The 17,743-nt window shown below is 68.1% G+C and carries 17 protein-coding genes; 7 read left to right on the plus strand and 10 right to left on the minus strand.

The annotated features are described in order from the left end of the window. Positions 1–5 precede the first annotated feature (5 nt). Positions 6–275: an SAV_915 family protein gene (locus ACQPYH_RS13935; protein ID WP_432891007.1), complete on the plus strand. Its 270-nt coding sequence runs from the start codon at positions 6–8 to the stop codon at positions 273–275. Here ACQPYH_RS13935 and ACQPYH_RS13940 read toward each other — a convergent pair. From ACQPYH_RS13940 to ACQPYH_RS13950, 3 genes are read right to left on the minus strand one after another with little or no spacing between them, the layout of a single operon-like run. Further along, on the minus strand, positions 253–900 hold the full coding sequence (locus tag ACQPYH_RS13940; protein WP_432891010.1) for an ATP-binding cassette domain-containing protein: 648 nt from the start codon (positions 898–900) through the stop codon (positions 253–255). The genes ACQPYH_RS13935 and ACQPYH_RS13940 overlap by 23 nt on opposite strands. Then, on the minus strand, positions 897–1,760 hold the full coding sequence (locus tag ACQPYH_RS13945; protein ID WP_432891013.1) for an ABC transporter ATP-binding protein: 864 nt from the start codon (positions 1,758–1,760) through the stop codon (positions 897–899). Before ACQPYH_RS13945 ends, ACQPYH_RS13940 begins: the two co-directional genes overlap by 4 nt. Further along, the gene (locus tag ACQPYH_RS13950) at positions 1,757–4,843 is read right to left on the minus strand and encodes an FtsX-like permease family protein (RefSeq protein WP_432891015.1); all 3,087 of its coding nucleotides are present in this window, start codon (positions 4,841–4,843) and stop codon (positions 1,757–1,759) included. The genes ACQPYH_RS13945 and ACQPYH_RS13950 overlap by 4 nt, the downstream gene beginning before the upstream one ends. Before the next feature lie 165 nt (positions 4,844–5,008). On the opposite strand from ACQPYH_RS13950, the gene ACQPYH_RS13955 reads away from it, so the two are divergent. The 3 genes from ACQPYH_RS13955 to recO are packed head-to-tail and all read left to right on the plus strand — an operon-like array spanning position 5,009 to position 7,584. After that, positions 5,009–5,998 (plus strand): aldo/keto reductase, encoded by a 990-nt coding sequence (locus tag ACQPYH_RS13955; RefSeq protein ID WP_432891017.1) that lies wholly within the window; start codon positions 5,009–5,011, stop codon positions 5,996–5,998. Next, on the plus strand, positions 5,995–6,837 hold the full coding sequence (locus tag ACQPYH_RS13960) for an SDR family oxidoreductase (protein ID WP_432891019.1): 843 nt from the start codon (positions 5,995–5,997) through the stop codon (positions 6,835–6,837). Before ACQPYH_RS13955 ends, ACQPYH_RS13960 begins: the two co-directional genes overlap by 4 nt. A gap of 12 nt (positions 6,838–6,849) precedes the next feature. Beyond that, positions 6,850–7,584 carry a DNA repair protein RecO gene (gene recO, locus ACQPYH_RS13965; RefSeq protein WP_130447122.1) on the plus strand — a complete coding sequence of 245 codons (735 nt, stop codon included), beginning with the start codon at positions 6,850–6,852 and terminating at the stop codon, positions 7,582–7,584. A gap of 315 nt (positions 7,585–7,899) precedes the next feature. Here recO and ACQPYH_RS13970 read toward each other — a convergent pair whose 3' ends face one another. Both ACQPYH_RS13970 and ACQPYH_RS13975 read right to left on the minus strand, forming a co-directional pair. Continuing rightward, entirely contained in the window at positions 7,900–8,892 is a 993-nt protein-coding gene (locus tag ACQPYH_RS13970) for a hypothetical protein (RefSeq protein WP_432891022.1), read from the minus strand. Then, on the minus strand, positions 8,886–9,272 hold the full coding sequence (locus ACQPYH_RS13975; RefSeq protein ID WP_432891025.1) for a hypothetical protein: 387 nt from the start codon (positions 9,270–9,272) through the stop codon (positions 8,886–8,888). Before ACQPYH_RS13975 ends, ACQPYH_RS13970 begins: the two co-directional genes overlap by 7 nt. A 361-nt stretch (positions 9,273–9,633) precedes the next feature. Here ACQPYH_RS13975 and ACQPYH_RS13980 point away from each other — a divergent pair, with 361 nt between their 5' ends. Both ACQPYH_RS13980 and ACQPYH_RS13985 read left to right on the plus strand, forming a co-directional pair. Continuing rightward, on the plus strand, positions 9,634–10,476 hold the full coding sequence (locus ACQPYH_RS13980; protein ID WP_432891028.1) for an isoprenyl transferase: 843 nt from the start codon (positions 9,634–9,636) through the stop codon (positions 10,474–10,476). Between the two features lie 208 nt (positions 10,477–10,684). Next, positions 10,685–11,242 (plus strand): hypothetical protein, encoded by a 558-nt coding sequence (locus tag ACQPYH_RS13985; RefSeq protein WP_432891030.1) that lies wholly within the window; start codon positions 10,685–10,687, stop codon positions 11,240–11,242. Here the strand turns inward: ACQPYH_RS13985 and ACQPYH_RS13990 are convergent. Genes ACQPYH_RS13990 through ACQPYH_RS14005 form a run of 4 tightly spaced genes read right to left on the minus strand, consistent with a single transcriptional unit; the run spans position 11,239 to position 14,922 of the window. Next, positions 11,239–11,880 carry a response regulator gene (locus ACQPYH_RS13990; protein WP_432891031.1) on the minus strand — a complete coding sequence of 214 codons (642 nt, stop codon included), beginning with the start codon at positions 11,878–11,880 and terminating at the stop codon, positions 11,239–11,241. The genes ACQPYH_RS13985 and ACQPYH_RS13990 overlap by 4 nt on opposite strands. Further along, the gene (locus tag ACQPYH_RS13995) at positions 11,877–13,217 is read right to left on the minus strand and encodes a sensor histidine kinase (RefSeq protein ID WP_432891033.1); all 1,341 of its coding nucleotides are present in this window, start codon (positions 13,215–13,217) and stop codon (positions 11,877–11,879) included. The genes ACQPYH_RS13990 and ACQPYH_RS13995 overlap by 4 nt, the downstream gene beginning before the upstream one ends. Continuing rightward, positions 13,217–14,029: an ABC transporter permease gene (locus ACQPYH_RS14000; RefSeq protein ID WP_432891036.1), complete on the minus strand. Its 813-nt coding sequence runs from the start codon at positions 14,027–14,029 to the stop codon at positions 13,217–13,219. Before ACQPYH_RS14000 ends, ACQPYH_RS13995 begins: the two co-directional genes overlap by 1 nt. Next, entirely contained in the window at positions 14,029–14,922 is an 894-nt protein-coding gene (locus tag ACQPYH_RS14005) for an ABC transporter ATP-binding protein (protein WP_432891038.1), read from the minus strand. Before ACQPYH_RS14005 ends, ACQPYH_RS14000 begins: the two co-directional genes overlap by 1 nt. Before the next feature lie 231 nt (positions 14,923–15,153). Here ACQPYH_RS14005 and ACQPYH_RS14010 point away from each other — a divergent pair, with 231 nt between their 5' ends. After that, on the plus strand, positions 15,154–16,248 hold the full coding sequence (locus tag ACQPYH_RS14010; RefSeq protein ID WP_432891039.1) for an S-(hydroxymethyl)mycothiol dehydrogenase: 1,095 nt from the start codon (positions 15,154–15,156) through the stop codon (positions 16,246–16,248). Here ACQPYH_RS14010 and ACQPYH_RS14015 read toward each other — a convergent pair. Next, positions 16,245–17,618, minus strand: a complete 1,374-nt coding sequence (locus tag ACQPYH_RS14015) for an MFS transporter (protein ID WP_432891042.1) — start codon at positions 17,616–17,618, stop codon at positions 16,245–16,247. The genes ACQPYH_RS14010 and ACQPYH_RS14015 overlap by 4 nt on opposite strands. Positions 17,619–17,743: the final 125 nt, after the last annotated feature.

The raw sequence follows: 17,743 nt of genomic DNA on the forward strand, positions 1-17,743 counted from the left end.
GAAGTGTGAGCACTCGACATACCAATGATTGGTTCGTCCCCGTCCGCTGCGTCGGCGATATCGCCACCCTCCAGACCGGACGGCTGCCCGACGGACTCCACGTCGGCATCGCCTTCAGCTCGCTGGACCAGCTCCGCGCGGCTTCCGGTGCCCAGGACTTCATGCGTGTTTCGGAAGACGCCCTCCACGACATGCTCGAGCAGGTCGGGATCGTGAGGATCCAGCTCGACCCGACGCTGGTCGCCGTACCGGTCAGAGGCGCCGTAGCCAGCTGAGGTGGCCCTCGTCCATCACGGCGTGGCCGTCGGCGCTGTCCGCGACATTCGGGTCGTGGGTGGCGATTACAACGGCCGCGCCGCGGCGGGCTTCCTCGTGCAGCAGGTCGAGGACGCGCTCGCGGTTGGTGCTGTCGAGTTCGCTGGTCGACTCGTCGGCAAGGATCACCCGGCCCTGCTGGGCGATCCCGCGAGCGACCGCGACGCGCTGCTGCTCGCCGCCGGACAGCTCCTCGACCAGGTGGTCGCCGCTCTCCTCGAGCCCGACGCCCGCGAGCGCCTGCTCGATCGTCCGTTCCACCTCGTCACCCGGCTTACGCTCGGCCAGCAAGGGGAGCGACAGGTTCTCGCGCGCGGTCAGCACTCGCGCGAGTCCATTGCCCTGCGGGATCAGTACGACGCCGTGCGCGGCCGCCGCCGGACGGTCGGCGATCACCAGCCCGTCGATCTCGACCTGGCCCTTCGCCACCGGCACCGCGCCGGCGATTGCCCACAGCAACGAACTCTTACCTGCCCCCGACGGCCCGCTGACCGCGAGCACGAACCCCGGCGGAACGGTGAACGACACGTCGGACACCGCGGTCAACTCGCCGTACCGCACGGTCACCTGGCTGACGTTGATCACTGGTTCCCCTCCTGCTCCACGGGGGTGAGCCGGATGACGCCGTCGTCGGTCGTGACCTGGACGAGCGTTCCGGCCGGCAACAGCTCGGCCACATGCGGTGGCAGCGGCAACGATCCGTCGACCGCGACCACGGCGTACTCCTCACCGGATCTGCCCTCGGAGGCGATCCGGCCGTCGCGGATCGTGATCGTGCGCGGGAGGGTGGCGGCGACTTCGGGGTCGTGCGTCACGAGCAGGACGGTCATCCCGGTCTCCGAGTTGATCGTGCGGAGTGCCGCGAGGACCTCGTCACGGGCGTGGTGGTCGAGCTGGCTGGTCGGTTCGTCGGCGAGCAGCAGGCCGGGAAGTGTTGCGATGCCGACGGCAACGGCACACAGCTGGACCTGGCCAGGTGTCAACTGGGACAGAGGTGTGGCCGCATGGTTGCCTAGGCCAACGAGTTCGAGGATGGTCTCCGGCGTGGGCAGGTCGCGCTCATCGGGCGCGGCCTGCTGGGCGTAGCGGATGTTGTCGGCCGGGGTGAGGTACGGGATCAGGTTGCGTCCGGCACCTTGGAGCACGATGCCGACGTCACCGGACCGCATCCGGTCCAGCTCGGTGTCGGTCATTGTGGCGACGTTATGCTCGCCGACCTGCAGCCGGCCGGCGCTCGGCGTGAGCAGACCGCCGCACAGTTGCAGCAACGTCGACTTCCCGGCACCGGACGGCCCGAGCAGCCCGACCAGCTCGCCCGGCCGGACGGTGATCCCGATCCCGGACAGCGCGGCGACGTCATGGCCGTGCGCACGGTAGATGTGCACGAGTCCCGTCGTACTGATCGCGAGCCCCCGCGACGGAGTCGCGGCATTCAGCACTGTCACGTCAGCTCCTCCCGGATCCGGTTGTAGGTGGAGCGTCTGTTGACGCCGCTGCCGAGGAACAGCGTCGCGGTTGCGAGGATCGCCGTACCTCCGGCCCAGAGGATCACTGCGACCGGCCAGCTGATGCCGAGGTCGAGAGGCACCGCGCCGCTGCTCGTGGCGAACAGCGGTATCAGCGGCAGCGCGACGTGCGCGCCCACCAGCCCGCAGATCGTCCCGAGCAGGACGGCCAATGCGACCGGCCCGGTCTGCTCCCAGCGTGCGGCTCGGCCGGTCGCGCTCGCCGGTACGCCGGTGATCTTCAGGCTCGCGTAGTCCTGCGCCCGCGACCGCCACGACGTCACGACGGTCAGCAGCAGTACGACGAGCGCCAGCACCCACGCCGCGATGCCGACCACCGGCGTCAGCTGTAACGCGAGCGCGCTCGCCGAACGCCCGTACGCCGCGATCCGGTCGTCCCGGCGATCCACCAGGTCGGCGTTGTACCCGGCCTGGGCGAGCTTGCCGGTGATCGTGTCGACGTTCGCCAGCCCGTCCTTGTTCAGCCAGAGCTCGAAGTCGGTGCCAGCTTCGTCCACGACACCGCCGAGCCGCCGTACCGTCTCGAGATCGACCACCGCGGTGTGCTCGCTGTACCGGTTGACGGGCCCGGTGAGCCGGTCGATCCGGGCCAGGGTCATCGGGCTGCCGTCGGCCGCCGGGGTGGTGGTAGCACCGTCGACCCAGTGGTACTCCGGGGTGACCAGCGCGGGCACGACGGGCGGCACCGTCGCGTACTGCACGTACATGTCGGTGCCGAAGCTCTTCATCGCGATCGTCAACGCACCGCCCGGCTTGGCCGCAATCGAGCTCTGGTCGGAGCCGAGCTGCGGGACGGTCTGCCAGGATTCCGCCTTGCCCAGGGCAATCGTCGGGTGGTCGTCGCTGGAGATGTTGCTGATCACAACGTTGCCTTGGACACCGGCCGGGTCGAGCGCCTCGCGGCCGATGCCGAGCCGCAGCAGGTCGCAGCCGCCGAGGCAGTCCACGTCGGCCTTCAGTACGACGGGCTTGGTCGACGGGAACCGGATCGGCGGGAACGAGACCAGGAAGCGGGATCCGTCGCGGTGACTGACCACGTTCGCGCGCAGGACGACGGACTTCGGCGTACCGCCGTCGATCTTGTCGCCGTTCGCGGCGCGGCTGATGAGCGGCTTGATCCCGTCCACCGAGACCGTGGCCGTCAGTTGCGAGCTACGGAACGCGAGCGGGGCGAGGTCGCTCGGCGCCTGCAACGTCTGCCAGCCTTGCGCGTCGGTGAGCTGATCGCCCTGGAACGCGACCCGGCGGAAACTGTCCGGCTCGATCATCTCGGTCTGGAGCGTGTCGGGGGAGGGCGGCCGGGCGATCACGACCGGGGTGAGCCAGTGCCGGTCCGGGTCGATCTGGTTGATGGTTTGCAGGAACGAACCCAGGTACAGGGAATTCATCCGCAGTACGCCCTCGGCGCCGGTCTCGTAGCCGGATCGGGTCTCGCGGTTCGTGGCGGCGATCGACGAGGCCTGGCCGGCGAACGTGAGGAGCGCGGCGGCGACCGCGACGGCGGCGACGATCCGGGTCACGGCCGGCCGGCGGGAGATCTGCAGTGCGCCGAGCGCGAGGCCGAGCGTCCCTTTGCGGAGCGCGCTGCGGCTGATCAGCCCGGCTGTCGGCAGCAGTAGGTGCGCGAAGATCAGACCGGCCGCGAGCCCGAGCAGCGCGGGCGTGAGGACCGGGAGCGGGCCGCGACCGTCACCGGTGAGCGCAGCAATCAGTCCGGCCACGGCGAACACGATGATGCACAGGTCGGCGACGCCGATCGTCCGGCCGCGGCGGAGCGGGAGGACGCGCCGGAGCAGGTTGGAGATCGACTGCCGGACAGTGCCTCGGACCTGGAGCACCACGACGATCAGCGCGAGTACGACGGCAACCGCGAGCGCTGCCGGGACCGTCCAGGGCAGCTCGATCGGTGCGCCGTACCGCAGCCAGGTCGCGCGGACGATCAGCAGCAACGCGAAGCCCGCGACGCCGCCCAGCAAGGTGCCGACGAGGACGGGCAGGCCGAGTTCGATGCAGAGGGCACGCTGGGTCCGCCTCGCGGACGATCCACGCAGGCGGGACAGCGCGATCTCAGGGCGCCGCTGGTCGACCACAGCCGCCAGGGCGAGCGCCAGTACGACGACCGCGAAGAGCGCGACCTGCACCATCACCAGCGGGATGATCGTGGTCGCCTGCTTGCGCTCCGCCTGGATCTGGTCGACGAGAGTGGCCAGCGAGGACGTGTTCTGCGCGGCGACGCCGATCTCCCGGGCGTTGCCGTTGACGGTCTCGGTCGCCTCCTTGAGGCGATCCAGGTCGCCGAGCCGGGCCACGCCGGGGATCGGCCGGAAGTCCGATGTGACCCGCTGCGTCCACTTGTTCCCGGCGAAGGTCGAGCTGTCGGTGAAGAACTCGTTGGCGGCGCCTGGATCCTTGTCGGCCGGCGTATGCGAGTGGCCGGTCGGATAGTCGCCGTACCAGAAGTCGCCGCGCGCTTCCTTGGGCTGGTAGAAGCCGACGATGGTGAGCTTGCCGCCGCCTTTGCCGATGTCGGTGGGCGTCGCGGCCATGGTGGTACCGAGGCGGAAGTCCCAGGTCGTCTTGTCGACCGTGGAGGCGATGACCTCGTTCGCCGCCTGCGGGCAGCGGCCCTCGGTGACGTTGAGTTGGGCGCAGTACCCGTCCCGCCAGCGCAGGCGAGCGCCGGGCGAAGGGCTGTCCGGGATGCTCCAGCCGATGTCGTTGTAGATGCCGTGCAGCGGACGGGTGAAGAGCGGCTTCAGATCATCGGGGAGGAGCTTGTCGAGGTCCTCCGGGCGGGTGCTGACGCCGACCTGCGGGCCCGGTGAGGCGAGCAACCAGGACGCCGGCAGGCTCTGGCCGGACAGCGTCTCGGTCATCACGGTCTGCTCGACGGCGCGGGCGAACCACGGCCCGAAGACGGCGCAGGCGCCGATCAACAGGCTGATGCCGGTCAGTACCAGGGCCTGTGCCCAGCGGTACCGCAGCGCCCGACGCAGGAACATGTCCACCCCTTTGCAGCTCGCTCGTGCCAGCCGAAGATATGGAATGTTGCGGCTTTTGTGCCTCGTGGCGGCAAAATGTCACATTAATGTTGTCTAGGCAGGAACATGTCTCACCTCCTGCTGCCCCGTGCCCCGGTCGGCGCGTCCCGGCGGTAGGTTCGGGACATGCGTGAATCCCAGCTCGGTGACCTGACCGTTTCCGCCCTCGGCCTCGGCTGCATGGGGATGTCCCAGTCGTACGGCGTCCGCGCCGACGACTCCGAGTCGATCGCGACGCTGCACGCGGCGATCGACGCCGGCTGTACCTTCATCGACACCGCCGACGTGTACGGCGACGGCGAGAACGAGGAGCTCGTCGGCCGCGCGCTGGCGGGGCGGCGCGACGAGGTGGTGCTCGCGACGAAGTTCGGCTTCAAGCGGCCGTCTGCTGACGCTGTTGTGCCGACCGTTGTCGACGGCTCGCCTGCTTATGCGCGGGAGGCCTTGGATGCGTCGTTGCGGCGGCTCGGCGTCGACCATGTCGATCTGTGGTACCTGCACCGGCGCGACCCGGCCGTGCCGATCGAGGAGACCGTCGGGGCGATGGCTTCGATGGTCGAGGCGGGCAAGGTCCGGTACATCGGGCTGTCCGAGGTCAACGGCGACACCGTGCGGGCGGCACACGCCGTACATCCGATCACCGCCGTACAGAGTGAGTGGTCGTTGTGGACGCGCGACCCGGAGACCGTCGTACTGCCGACGCTGCGGGAGCTCGGTGTCGGGTTCGTGCCGTTCAGCCCGCTCGGTCGCGGGTTCCTGACCGGGCAGATCAAGTCGGAGGCGGACTTCCCTTCAGATGACATGCGGCGTGGGTTGCCTCGGTTCCAGGGGGCGAACTTCCAGCGCAATCTCGACCTGGTCGCGCAGGTGCAGGCCTTGGCTGCCGCGAAGGGTGTGACGCCGGGGCAGCTGGCGCTCGCCTGGTTGCTTGCTCAGGGCAATGATGTGGTGCCCATTCCGGGGACGAAGCGGCGGACGTACCTGGCCGAGAACCTCGGCGCTCTGGACGTCGAGTTGTCGGCTCCGGAGTTGGCCGCCTTGGACGAGGCGTTCCCGCCGGACGCAGTCGCCGGGCAGCGGTACACCGACAGCGGGATGGGTCTGGTGGGCAAGTGATCGGTGTCACCGGGTCGACCGGCCAGCTCGGTTCCCGGATCGTGGCGCGGTTGGCCGGCGTACCGCTGCGGTTGATCGTGCGCGACCCGGGCCGGGCTCCGTCGGTGCCCGGTGCGTCGGTCGTGCAGGCGGCGTACGGCGAGCATGGGGCGCTGCTCAACGCGCTGGACGGGGTCGACGTACTGATGTTGCTGAGCGCAACGGAGTCGGCCGACCGGGTGGCGTTGCACAAGGCAACCGTCGACGCGGCGGTCGCGGCTGGGGTGCGGCGGATCGTCTACACGTCGTTCGTGGGCGCGTCGCCGGGCGCGACGTTCACGTTCGCGCGCGACCACTGGCACACCGAGCAACACATCCGCTCGACCGGCGTCGAGTTCACCTTCCTCCGCGACAACCTGTACCTCGACTTCGTCTCCGGAGGCGTAGGCGAAGACGGCGTAATCCGCGGCCCAGCCGGCGACGGCCGAGTAGCAGCCATCTCCCGAGACGACGTAGCCGCCGTAGCAGCCACGGTGCTGCGCTCGGCGGGCTCGGGTGCTGGGTCCGGCGATCACGCGGGTGCGACGTACGACCTGACCGGGCCCCGCGCGTTCACGCTGTCCGAGGCGGCTGCGGTGTTGACCGACGTCTGGGGCCGCAAGGTCCGCTACGAGCCGGAGACGCTCGACGAGGCCTTCCGCTCCCGCGAGTCCTACGGCGCCCCAGCGTGGGAGGTGGCCGGCTGGGTCACGTCGTACGCCGCCATCGCCAGCGGCGAGCTCAGCCAGGTGTCCACCGCCGTACGCGACATCACCGGCGTCGAACCGACCGGGTTCGAGGAGTATGTCCGCGCTCAGTGAGAGACTGGTGCGGTGCCGCTCTACCGGGATCAGGCGATCGTGCTGCGCACCCAGAAGCTGGGTGAAGCGGACCGCATCGCCACGCTCCTGACCCGCGCCAACGGCAAGGTCCGCGCGGTCGCCAAAGGAGTCCGCCGTACGTCGTCCCGCTTCGGCGCGCGCCTCGAACCGTTCAGCCACGTCGACCTCCAACTCGCCACCGGCCGGACACTCGACGTAGTCACGCAGGCCGAGTCGATCGCGGCGTACGGCGAGGGCATCGTCGGCGACTACGCCCGGTACACCACCGGCACCGTCCTCCTCGAGACCGCCGACCGCCTCGTAGTCGAAGAAAAGGAACCCGCCACCCAGCACCACCTCCTGCTGGCCGGCGCCCTAAGAGTCCTCTCCACCGGCGAACGCGAACCAGGCCTCGTCCTCGACTCGTTCCTCCTCCGCTCCCTGGCGATCTCCGGCTACGCCCCGTCCTTCGACGACTGCGCCCGCTGCGGCGAACCAGGCCCACACCGAGCCTTCAACCCCGCCTCCGGCGGCATGGTCTGCACCACCTGCCGCCCCCCAGCCTCAGCCATGCCCGCCCCCACCACCGTCGCCCACCTAGCCGCCCTCCTCACCGGCGACTGGCCCACCGCCCTAAAAGCCGACCCCCGAACCCGCCGAGAATCCACCGGCCTAATAGCCGCCTTCTTCACCTACCACCAAGAAAACCAACTCCGCTCCCTACCCCACCTAGACCTGACCTCCTAAGAAACAAAGGAAAGACAGAGGGCTATTCAGAACCCCTCAGAGAAGAAAAGCAAAAACCCAAAGAAGAAAAGAAGGAGAAGATAGATAGGCGAGTTGGGTGCGTGGCTGGGTCCGGCGGTCCAGCGACGGTCCGCGTGCCAAATAGGCATCGACCTGCCGCGCCAGATGGATTGGAGCGACTACGCTTCAAACCTTCACACAGGTGGGCCGACGCGGCGCTCCGCAAGGGCAAGCATGGCTACGCCAGGAAGCAGCAATCCGCGGAGCAGATGCTGGTTTCCGCTCTCGAGTTCAAGGTCGACCCGGGTGGATGCCTCAACACCCGTCCTTCGTCGGCGCGACCGCGTCACCGCCATCCGGATCAACCAGCACCGGCACAGCCTCTCCGATGCGTAGTTGGGTTGCGGCTCGCTGAGTCAGGTCGATCTCCCCGTTGTCGCCGCCTGTGCTTTCCCAAGTGATCTTCCATTGCGCGGTCGCTGCGACCGGGTACTTGCAGTTGGGCAGCTGTCGGGAGGTCATCTTGTACCGGTGGCCACAGTCTGGCGAGTCCTTTACACCCATCGCGTTTGTGTACGGCGTGCCCGGCCCCTCGCATCGGATCATCGTTCCGTCGCCGAGGGTCCAATCGATTGCAGTCACCTGCGCTTTGGCCGTCACTGATAACCCGGGCACGCTCGCGCTGCGCTCGATCGGGCCCCAGGTGTTCTCCGTCTTCGTTACCCATAGCCACACCGGCATGTTCACAAGTCCGATCTGGCCTGCACCGGGCGCTGTCCGGATTATCGGCGGTGCAAGCTGCATCTCTGCAACGGCGCGGTACGCGAGGGTCACTGGGTCGATAACGACCGTATCTGGCTCACCTGGGAGCCACACCCATTTGGTCACGAGGTGCTCGCCGTCGGCGTACCCCTGCTGCCGAACGCATGCCCAGATGCTGCCGTCCGTGTGACCCTGCCATCGCGCGTCCGTGAACGGCGGCGGTGGTTCTTCCCGCCTCATGTAGCACTGCTGACCGTTCGACCAGTTTCCCAGCTTGGATGTGCATGCTTGTGCGGCACCATTGAACTCGCAGATGCGCTTGACCTGCTTTCCTCCCTGACCGTCGTCTCCTGGAGTCCCGGTCTTTCCTGGATCCTGCACGGATGACGAAGGAATGAACTGGCACCTTCCGAAGATGTCGCATACCTTCTGCAGGTGCGGTGCGGGTGTTGGAGATGCGATTGCATCGATGCCGGCATTCGGGGCCGAGATCAATAAGAGCAAAGTGGGTAACGGCGCAATCCACCGGGTGAGGAGTCTCAGCATGTCTTGGTCGTCTTCTCGTCGACCAGGAACCACAGCTTTCGCCCGGTCATTGCGCTGTTCGCGTAAACGAGGCGCGACTCGAAGCGATGGCGATCGCCGTTGTCGGACACCACCGGAATCGGCTTGCTGTTGGAGTGATAGCGATTCACGACTTGCGAGCTGTCGATGCAACTCGTGAGCCTGACCTCCGGCTGCTCGAGTTCGAGGTTCACCGACTGGACGTCAAGTGAAGCGACCTTCGCGTCACCGGTCTGGTACCAGCCGTTCTTCACCTGGAAGTCAAGCTGTCCAGCGACTGCGATAACCCAGGTACCTCCGTTGCCTGCGGCTTCCAGCGACGTTGTCGTGGCCTTTGCCGGATCCTTGAACGCGTTGTTCACTGCCGTCCGCGCGGCGATGTAACGGGCCTTCGCCGCCGTGATTGCAGCTTGCTCAGCGGGCGTCCAGCTCGGTGAGGACGGGCTGGTTGCGGTTGCTGTGGGCGTGGTCGTCGCCGGTGTGTTCGGGGCGGGGGTGGTGTTGGGTCGGCCGGCTGTGGGGGAGGCTTGGCACGCGGTTAGCGCTGTTAGGGCGCAGAGGGCGGCGGTGGCGGTGGTGAGGGCCGGTCGGCGGGGCATGTGGTGGGGCTCCTTGGGTGGGGGTAGTTAAGGGTTGCATACGGAGGGTGTTCGTCGGGGTGGGTTATCCACAGGTTGCAGGTTGTTGCAGGGAGGGTGGGGTGGGGGTGGGAGGATGCGGGGTATGTCGCCTATTGGTCGTCGTCGGGGTCGGGGGGTTTTGGGGGGTTCGGGGGAGAAGAAGGTGGTGGTGGCGCCTGAGGCGCATCCTTCGGGGGCTCGGGTGCCTGCGATTCCCAAGGAGCTGGTGCCGCGGCACGTGGCGATCGTTATGGATGGGAACGGGCGGTGGGCCAAGCAGCGGGGGCTGGCGCGGACCGAGGGGCACAAGGCGGGGGAGGCGAGCCTGCTCGATGTGATCAAGGGCGGGATCGAGATCGGGGTGAAGTACATCTCGGCGTACGCGTTCTCGACGGAGAACTGGGCGCGGTCGCCGGAGGAGGTGCGGTTCCTGATGGGGTTCAACCGCGAGGTGATCCATCGGCGCCGCGACGAGCTGGATGCGATGGGGGTCCGGGTGGTGTGGTCCGGGCGGCGGCCGCGGTTGTGGAAGTCGGTGATCGACGAGCTCGAGTACGCGCAGGAGCGGACCAAGGACAACGACACCATCACCCTGCAGTTCTGCGTGAACTACGGCGGTCAGGCGGAGATCGCCGACGCGATGAAGTCGATCGCCGCAGAAGTTGCCGCGGGCAAGCTCAAGCCGGACCGGATCACCGAGAAGACGATCGCGCGGCACCTGTACGCGCCGGACATCCCCGAGGTGGACCTGTTCGTCCGGTCGTCGGGGGAGCAGCGGACGAGCAACTTCTTGGTGTGGCAGCTCGCGTACGCCGAGATGGTGTTCCTCGACACTCTCTGGCCGGACTTCGACCGCCGGGACCTGTGGCGGGCGATCGAGCTGTACGCGCAGCGCGACCGCAGGTACGGCGGCGCGATCCCGAACGAGGTCGCCACAGAAAGCTGAGGAACCGGCGACGGCCCGTCTCGCGTCTACGCTCATTGTGACAATCAATGGGAGCGAGACCCCGCAGCAGGCTGTGGAGCGAGAGTTGCACGCGGCGCGGGAGAAGGTCCGCCGAATGACCGAGGATCTGCGCGCAAGGTTGGCGGACGACCAGCAGGCAGAGACCGACCAAGACGGGCACCAGGAGAGGCACCAGGAGAGGCGCTGAATGGCCGACGTCGAGGAGATCTACCGGCGGACCGATCAGGTGGCGACGGCGATGCACCTGGCGCAACAGACGCTCGACCGGGTAGGGCGGGTGCTCGACGGGCGGGAAACGTTGCAAGATGCAACGATGTTGCGTGACGGCCTGGCCGACAGCGGGCGTCGGCTCCAGTCGGCCCTGGAGCAGGCCGACGCGCTGCATCGCATGCCGGAGTACGGCGGGACGGAGCGGACGGGCGACCTGCTGGAGAAGGTGCAGGGCGTCCGGCAGATCACGAAGAATGCCGAGACGGCGCTCACTCGCGCAATCGATGAGCCGAGGGCCTCAGCAGCACTGCGGAGCGAGGTGCGTGAGACCGTCGCCGCGCGCAGGCAAGAGATCGGGCAGTCGACGGAGTACGCCGTCAAGACGTCCAACGCGGCGCTGGAGGCGAAGCGGCTGGCCAAGACGGCCCAGGTCGCCGGCAATCCAACGACCAAGGCAGCGCAACATCCCGCCGGCAGCGCACAGCAGCAACGGCACTACGAAGGCCAGTCGCACGACAGCGGAGTCGAGCGCTAGCGGCCAGGCGACGGCAGTAGGCCGCGTTCGATAGCCACAGTGACAGCTCGCGTGCGGTCGTCGACGTCGAGTTTGGCGAAGAGGCGTTGTAGGTGGGTCTTGACCGTGGCCTCGCCGATGAACAGTTCGCGGCCGATCTCCGCATTGCTGAGACCCCGGGCGACGGCGGCCAGCACCTCCAGCTCGCGCGGCGATGGCGAAGCGGCGGCAGGTGCGGCCGGCGTACGCAGGCGAGACATCAACCGCGCAGCAACAGGCGGAGCCAACACAGTCTCACCGCGAGCCGCAGCGCGGATCCCGTTCAGCAGCTCAGCATGCGGGGTGTCCTTCAGCAGATACCCCGCAGCCCCCGCCTCGACGGCATGCAGGATGTCGGTGTCCGTGTCGTACGTCGTCAACACCAGCACCCGGGTCGACGGGTAACCGGACACGATCGCCCCGGTAGCAGTCACGCCGTCCATCCGCGGCATCCGCAGATCCATCAGTACGACGTCGGGCCGCGTCGACTCGACCAGCGCCACCGCTTCCGAACCGTCCCCGGCCTCGCCGACCACGGAGATGTCCTCGGTCACCGACAACATCCCGGTCAGCCCCGACCGTACGACCGGATGATCGTCGACCACCACAACCCGAATCACGCATCCTCCTGCACAGCCGGGATCAACACCTGCACTCGCGTACCGCGCCCGGGCGCACTCTCCACCTGGACCGAACCGCCCGACTCCTCGACCCGTCCGCGCATCGCGTTCAACCCGAATCCGGCCGACTCGGCGCCCGGCGTGAACCCGGACCCGTCGTCGCGGATCTCGATCCACACCCCGTCGTCCGACAACCCGAGCGTGATCAGCACCTGCGTCGCCCGCGCATGCTTGCGTACGTTGGCCAGCGCCTCCTGCGCCGACCGCAGCAACACCACCTGCTGCGCCTGCGGCAGCGCCGCGACCTCATCATCAGGCAGGTCCAGCGAGACCTGTACGTCGACTCCGGTCTCGGCCGCGAACCGCTCCGCCTGCCGACGCAGTACTTCGGTCAACGTTGCCTCCGACAACGCAACCGGGGTGAACGCGGCAACCAATGCTCGCGCCTCGGCCAAGTTCTCCCGGGCGGTGTCCTCGATCGCCGCCAGCCGCGCGGAAGCATCCGCACCACGCGACAGCTCGACCGCGGCGGCCTGCGCCAGCATCACGATGCTCGTCATGCCCTGCGCGAGCGTGTCGTGGATCTCCCGCGCCATCCGCTCCCGCTCAGCCATCACACCCGCACTGTGGTGCGCCTCGGCGAGCTCGTCGCGGGCGGCCTCGAGCTGCTCGATCAGCTCGGCGCGCTGCTGACTCTGCGTGATGACCTTCTCGATCCAGATCCCGAACAGCAGACTGACCACGAGGCTGACCAGCATCCACGGCAGGATCTCCCAGAACGCCGTCCAGCCCCACCCCGCGCTCCACAACTGCGCCGTACCGACGCCGAGCACCAGCAGCAGACTGAGCCCGATCCCTTCGCGGACGTCCTCGCACAGCAACCAGATCTGCGCCGACCCGATGAACATCAGGAACACCGACTGCGGATAGATCCCGATCAGCACCACCAGCGACGCGATCAGCACCAGCCGATACGCGTACCTCGGAAGCCTGCGCCGCGACCGGATCGCGGGCAGCCCGATGAACTGGTACGCCGCTCCGAGCACCACGACCGTGCCGGCGAACACCGCCTGCCGGACCGCACCGAGGTGGCCGAGGAACGACAGCGCCAGCGTCATCCCGAGCAGCACCCAGAAAACGATGTGCCATCCGATCAGCGCCCGGGTCCACACGGGCTGTCCGGCGCCACCGCTCGAGCTCTGCACGGACCCCATCTTCCTCCACATCAGGATCCACACCCGCGGCCCGGTCCACGCAGGCACCTCGGAGACCTCGGGAGACAGCCCGGTACGACGCCGGTCCGGAAGGTCCGACGTCGTACCGGTGACCTCGTTCATCAGCCCGCGTCCCGGCGGGTCCAGCGGAACACCCGCTGGGCGAGGAACAGGCCGACGACCAGCCAGATCGAGAGCACGATCGCGCCGGTACCGAGCTGCCACGACTTGGCCGGCTCGGTCAGCTCGAACCCGTCGGGCAGGAACACCGACCGCATCCCCTGGGCGAGCCACTTCAAGGGGAACACCGCTGCGACGTTGCGCATCCAGGCCGGAAGGCTGCTGTAGACGAAGTACACACCGGACATGAACTGCAGCAGCAGGACGACCGGAGTGATCACCGCGGACGCGGCCTTGCCGGACTTCGGTACGACGCTGAACGCGATCCCGAGCACCGACCCGGACGCCGTGCCGAGGACGAAGATCCAGACGAAGTTCAGCCACCGGTCCGGCTCGGTCGGCAGGTCGACGCCGAGTAGCAGGCCGGAGATCGCCAGCAGCAGCGCGATCTGCAAGATCGAGGTGATCAGGACCTGGCCGATCTTGCCGATGAAGTAGGACTGCGGCGGCATCGGCGTACCTCGGAGCCGCTTGAGCAGACCTTCGTCGCGCTCGAGCGCGATGCTGATCGAGAGCGACTGGAAGCTGCTCAGGAAGATGCCGGAGGCGATCATCCCGGGGGTGAAGTAGGTCGCGGCGTTGACGCCGTCGAAGTCGGTGCTGCCGAAGACGGCGGAGAAGATGCCGAGGAAGATGATCGGGAAGAAGAAGGTGAAGATCAGTGCTTCCCGCTCGCGGAAGAACTCGCGGACCTCGAGCTTGGTCCGGGCCAGGCCTACCGAGAGGGTGGACGGCAGGGTCTTGATGTCGGCCATCAGAGTGCTCCAGCTTCCAGTGCAACGGCGGCGGTGTCGGCGGCGGCGGTGGCCTTGCCGATGAGTTCGAGGTAGATGTCTTCGAGGCTCGGGCGCCGGACCTCGAGCTCGGGCACCTCGCCGCCGAAGCGGGCCATCAGCGCGGCGACCTCGGCGGTCGGCTGGTCGGTGCGCAGTTCGTGCGGTCCGTCGGCGTCGGCCCAGGAGACCCGAGCGGTCCGGGCGCCGCGGCCGCCGAGCGTTTCCGGCGTACCGATCTCGATCATCCGGCCGTCCGCGATCACGCCGACCCGGTCGGCCAGGTGCTCGGCCTCGTCCAGGTAGTGCGTGGTGAGCAGGATCGTGGTGCCCTCGGTGCGGAGCTCCTCGATCAGCGTCCAGAACTGCCGGCGTGCCTCCGGGTCGAACCCGGTCGTCGGCTCGTCCAGGAACAGCAGCTCCGGGTTGCCGACCACTCCGAGTGCGACGTCGAGCCGGCGGCGCTGACCGCCGGACAGCTTGCGCGGGCGGGTCTTGCGCTTCTCTTCGAGCCCTACCGCAGCGATCACCTCGTCGGGGTCGCGCGGGTTCGGGTAGTAGCCGGCGTAGTGGTTGACCAGCTCGAACACCGTCGACTCGGCCTCGTCACGCGAGGTCTGCAGCACGATCCCGAGCCGTGCCCGCCAGGACCGGTCGCCGTGCGCCGGGTTCGTCCCCAGCACGCTCACTTCACCGTCGTCGGCCCGGCGATACCCCTCCAGAATCTCCGTGGTCGTCGTCTTACCGGCCCCGTTCGGGCCGAGCAGGGCGAAGACCTCGCCCCGGTGGATGTCCAGATCGACACCGTCGACCGCGACCTTGTCCGGGTATCGCTTGACGAGGCCGCGCACCCTCACTGCGTTGTCGTTCTCCATGCCTCAACTCTCCCGGTCCAGCACCGTCGCGAGGGAGCACCGCCCGGCTGACCCACTGTCCCCCGACCGGTGGACAGAGGTGTACGTAAGAACAGGAGGTGGTGGGGTCCACCGGGCCCGAGGCGAGCGGACTCAGGCGGGGGAAGTCATATACGTAGACAACTACGTCCTGTTCTTACGTACACGCCGAGGGGGCTGACGGAACTGGGGCCGGGCGGTTAGGTTCGGGGAATGGCTCAGACGGTGCGTGGTGTGGTGGCGGCGGGCAAGGGTGCGCCGGTGACGATCGAGGAGATCACGATCCCGGATCCGGGTCCGGGGGAGGCGGTGGTGAAGGTCCAGGCCTGCGGGGTCTGCCACACCGACCTCCACTACCGGGAGGGCGGCATCAACGATGACTTTCCCTTCCTGCTCGGGCACGAGGCGGCCGGCATCGTGGAGTCGGTCGGCGACGGCGTCACGGATATCGCGCCGGGCGACTTCGTCGTACTGAACTGGCGGGCTGTCTGCGGCAACTGCCGCGCCTGCCTGCGCGGCCGGCCCTGGTACTGCTTCAACACGCACAACGCCAAGCAGAAGATGACCCTCAAGGACGGGACCGAGCTGAGCCCCGCGCTCGGTATCGGCGCGTTCGCGGACAAGACCCTGGTCGCGGCGGGGCAGTGCACGAAGGTCGACCCGGCCGCGAAGCCGGAGGTCGCCGGCCTGCTCGGCTGCGGCGTGATGGCCGGTCTCGGTGCCGCGATCAACACGGGCAACGTCGGCCGCGGCGACACGGTGGCGGTCATCGGTTCGGGCGGTGTCGGTACGGCGGCCGTGGTCGGAGCCCGCCTCGCCGGAGCCGCGAAGGTCATTGCCATCGACATCGATGACCGCAAGCTGACCGTCGCGCAGGAGCTCGGCGCGACGCACGCGATCAACTCCAAGGACCTCGACCACGACGGAGTCGTCGAGGCGGTGCAGAAGCTGACCGCCGGGTTCGGCGCGGACGTCGTGATCGACGCGGTCGGCCGCCCGGAGACGTGGAAGCAGGCCTTCTACGCGCGCGACCTCGCCGGGACGGTCGTGCTCGTCGGCGTACCGACTCCTGAAATGCAGCTGGAGATGCCGCTGCTCGACTTCTTCGGTCGCGGCGGCTCACTCAAGTCCAGCTGGTACGGCGACTGCCTGCCGAGTCGCGACTTCCCGCTGCTCATCGACCTCCACCTCCAAGGCCGCCTCCCGCTGGACCGCTTCGTCTCCGAGACGATCCAGCTGGACGACGTCGAGGCCGCGTTCACCAAGATGCACCACGGCGACGTACTGCGCTCAGTCGTCGTCTTCTAAGCCTGGCTGCGGGCGAGGAAGCTGCCCGCAACGATGCCGATCGCGGCGGTGAAGGCGAGGAACCAGCTCGTCGTGGCGAGGGAGCCTCCTGACAGGAACAAGGTCCCGAAGATCGCGACGCCGCCGACCTGGCTCAGCTGGATCGTCGTGGTCAGGACGCCGCTCGCATCGGCTGCTCTGTCGAAGGGGACGTGGACCAGCGATTGGGTGACGAGCGGGCTGGCGGACAGGCCCATGCCTGCACCGGCCAGTACCAGCGCGGGCCATACGAGCGAGCCGGCGCCGAGTTGCGTGAGCCCGATACCGACGTACCCGAGCATGCACAGCGCGAGGCCGGCGGGGACGACCAGGTGATGCAGCCGGGTCGGAAGCAAACGCCAGAAGAACCCGACCACACCGAAGGTGACGGCGAAGGGGAGCCAGGTCAGCCCGGAGTGGAGGGCCGACTCGCCCAGACCGTCCTGCAGATGCAGGGTGAAGCTGAACATGAACCCCGCGACGGCCACCAGCGTGCAGGTGAGCGTCGCGATGCCGGCCGCAAGGCCGCGAGCGCGGAGTACGTCGAGGTTGAGGAGCGGATCGGCGACCCGGCGCTCGACCCGGACGAAGACCACTGCGAGGACGAGCCCCGCGACGAAGCAGCCGAAGGTCCACAGCGGCCAGCCGAGTTCGTGCCCGATCACCATCGGCAGCACCAGCAGGAGTACTGCGCAGGTCGAGATCGCCAGCCCGGTGAGATCGAGCCGACGCGCAGCCGTCGGCCGGGGTACGTCGGCCGGCACCAGCCGGGGCACGAGGACCGCGAGGAGGATGCCGACCGGGACGTTGATCAGGAAGATCGGACGCCATTGGGACCCGAACAGGTTCGCGGCGAGGAGCAGGCCGCCGACGACCAGACCGGCCACCTGGCCGGCGGACAGGGTCGCGCCGTACGCCGAGAGCGCCTTGGCGCGGGCGGGACCGGTGAAGTGGGTCTGGATCACGCTGATGATCTGCGGAACCATCACGGCCGCTGCCATGCCTTGGGCGAAGCGGAACAGCACCAGCGGCAGGATCGCCGGCGCCAGGCCGCAGGCGAGCGACGCGAGCGTGAACAGCACGACGCCGATCAGATACATCCGGCGGCGGCCGTAGAGATCGCCGAGCCGGGCACCGGTGATCAGTGTCATCGCGTACGCGACCATGTAGCCGCCGACGACCAGTTGCAGCCAGGCGCCCGACGCGTGGAAGCCGGCGCCGATGGTCGGCATCGCGACATTGACGACGGACGTGTCCAGCAGTGCCATGAACTGGCCGAGCAGCAACACCGCGAGCATCAGTCCGCGATGGGCGCCGACGTCAGCCGGGCGGTCGATCATCACAGTTGCCATCAGGTCTCTCCCTCGTCGAGTCAGGACGTGGGTATGTACCTGGCGCACTTCGCGAATTCATCGGCGGCGCAGCGATGAATTCCGGCGAGCAGCGCGGTACGTACTTCCACAGACCCCGATCAGTG

This window comes from Kribbella sp. CA-245084 (assembly GCF_050942355.1).
GTDB lineage: Bacteria > Actinomycetota > Actinomycetes > Propionibacteriales > Kribbellaceae > Kribbella.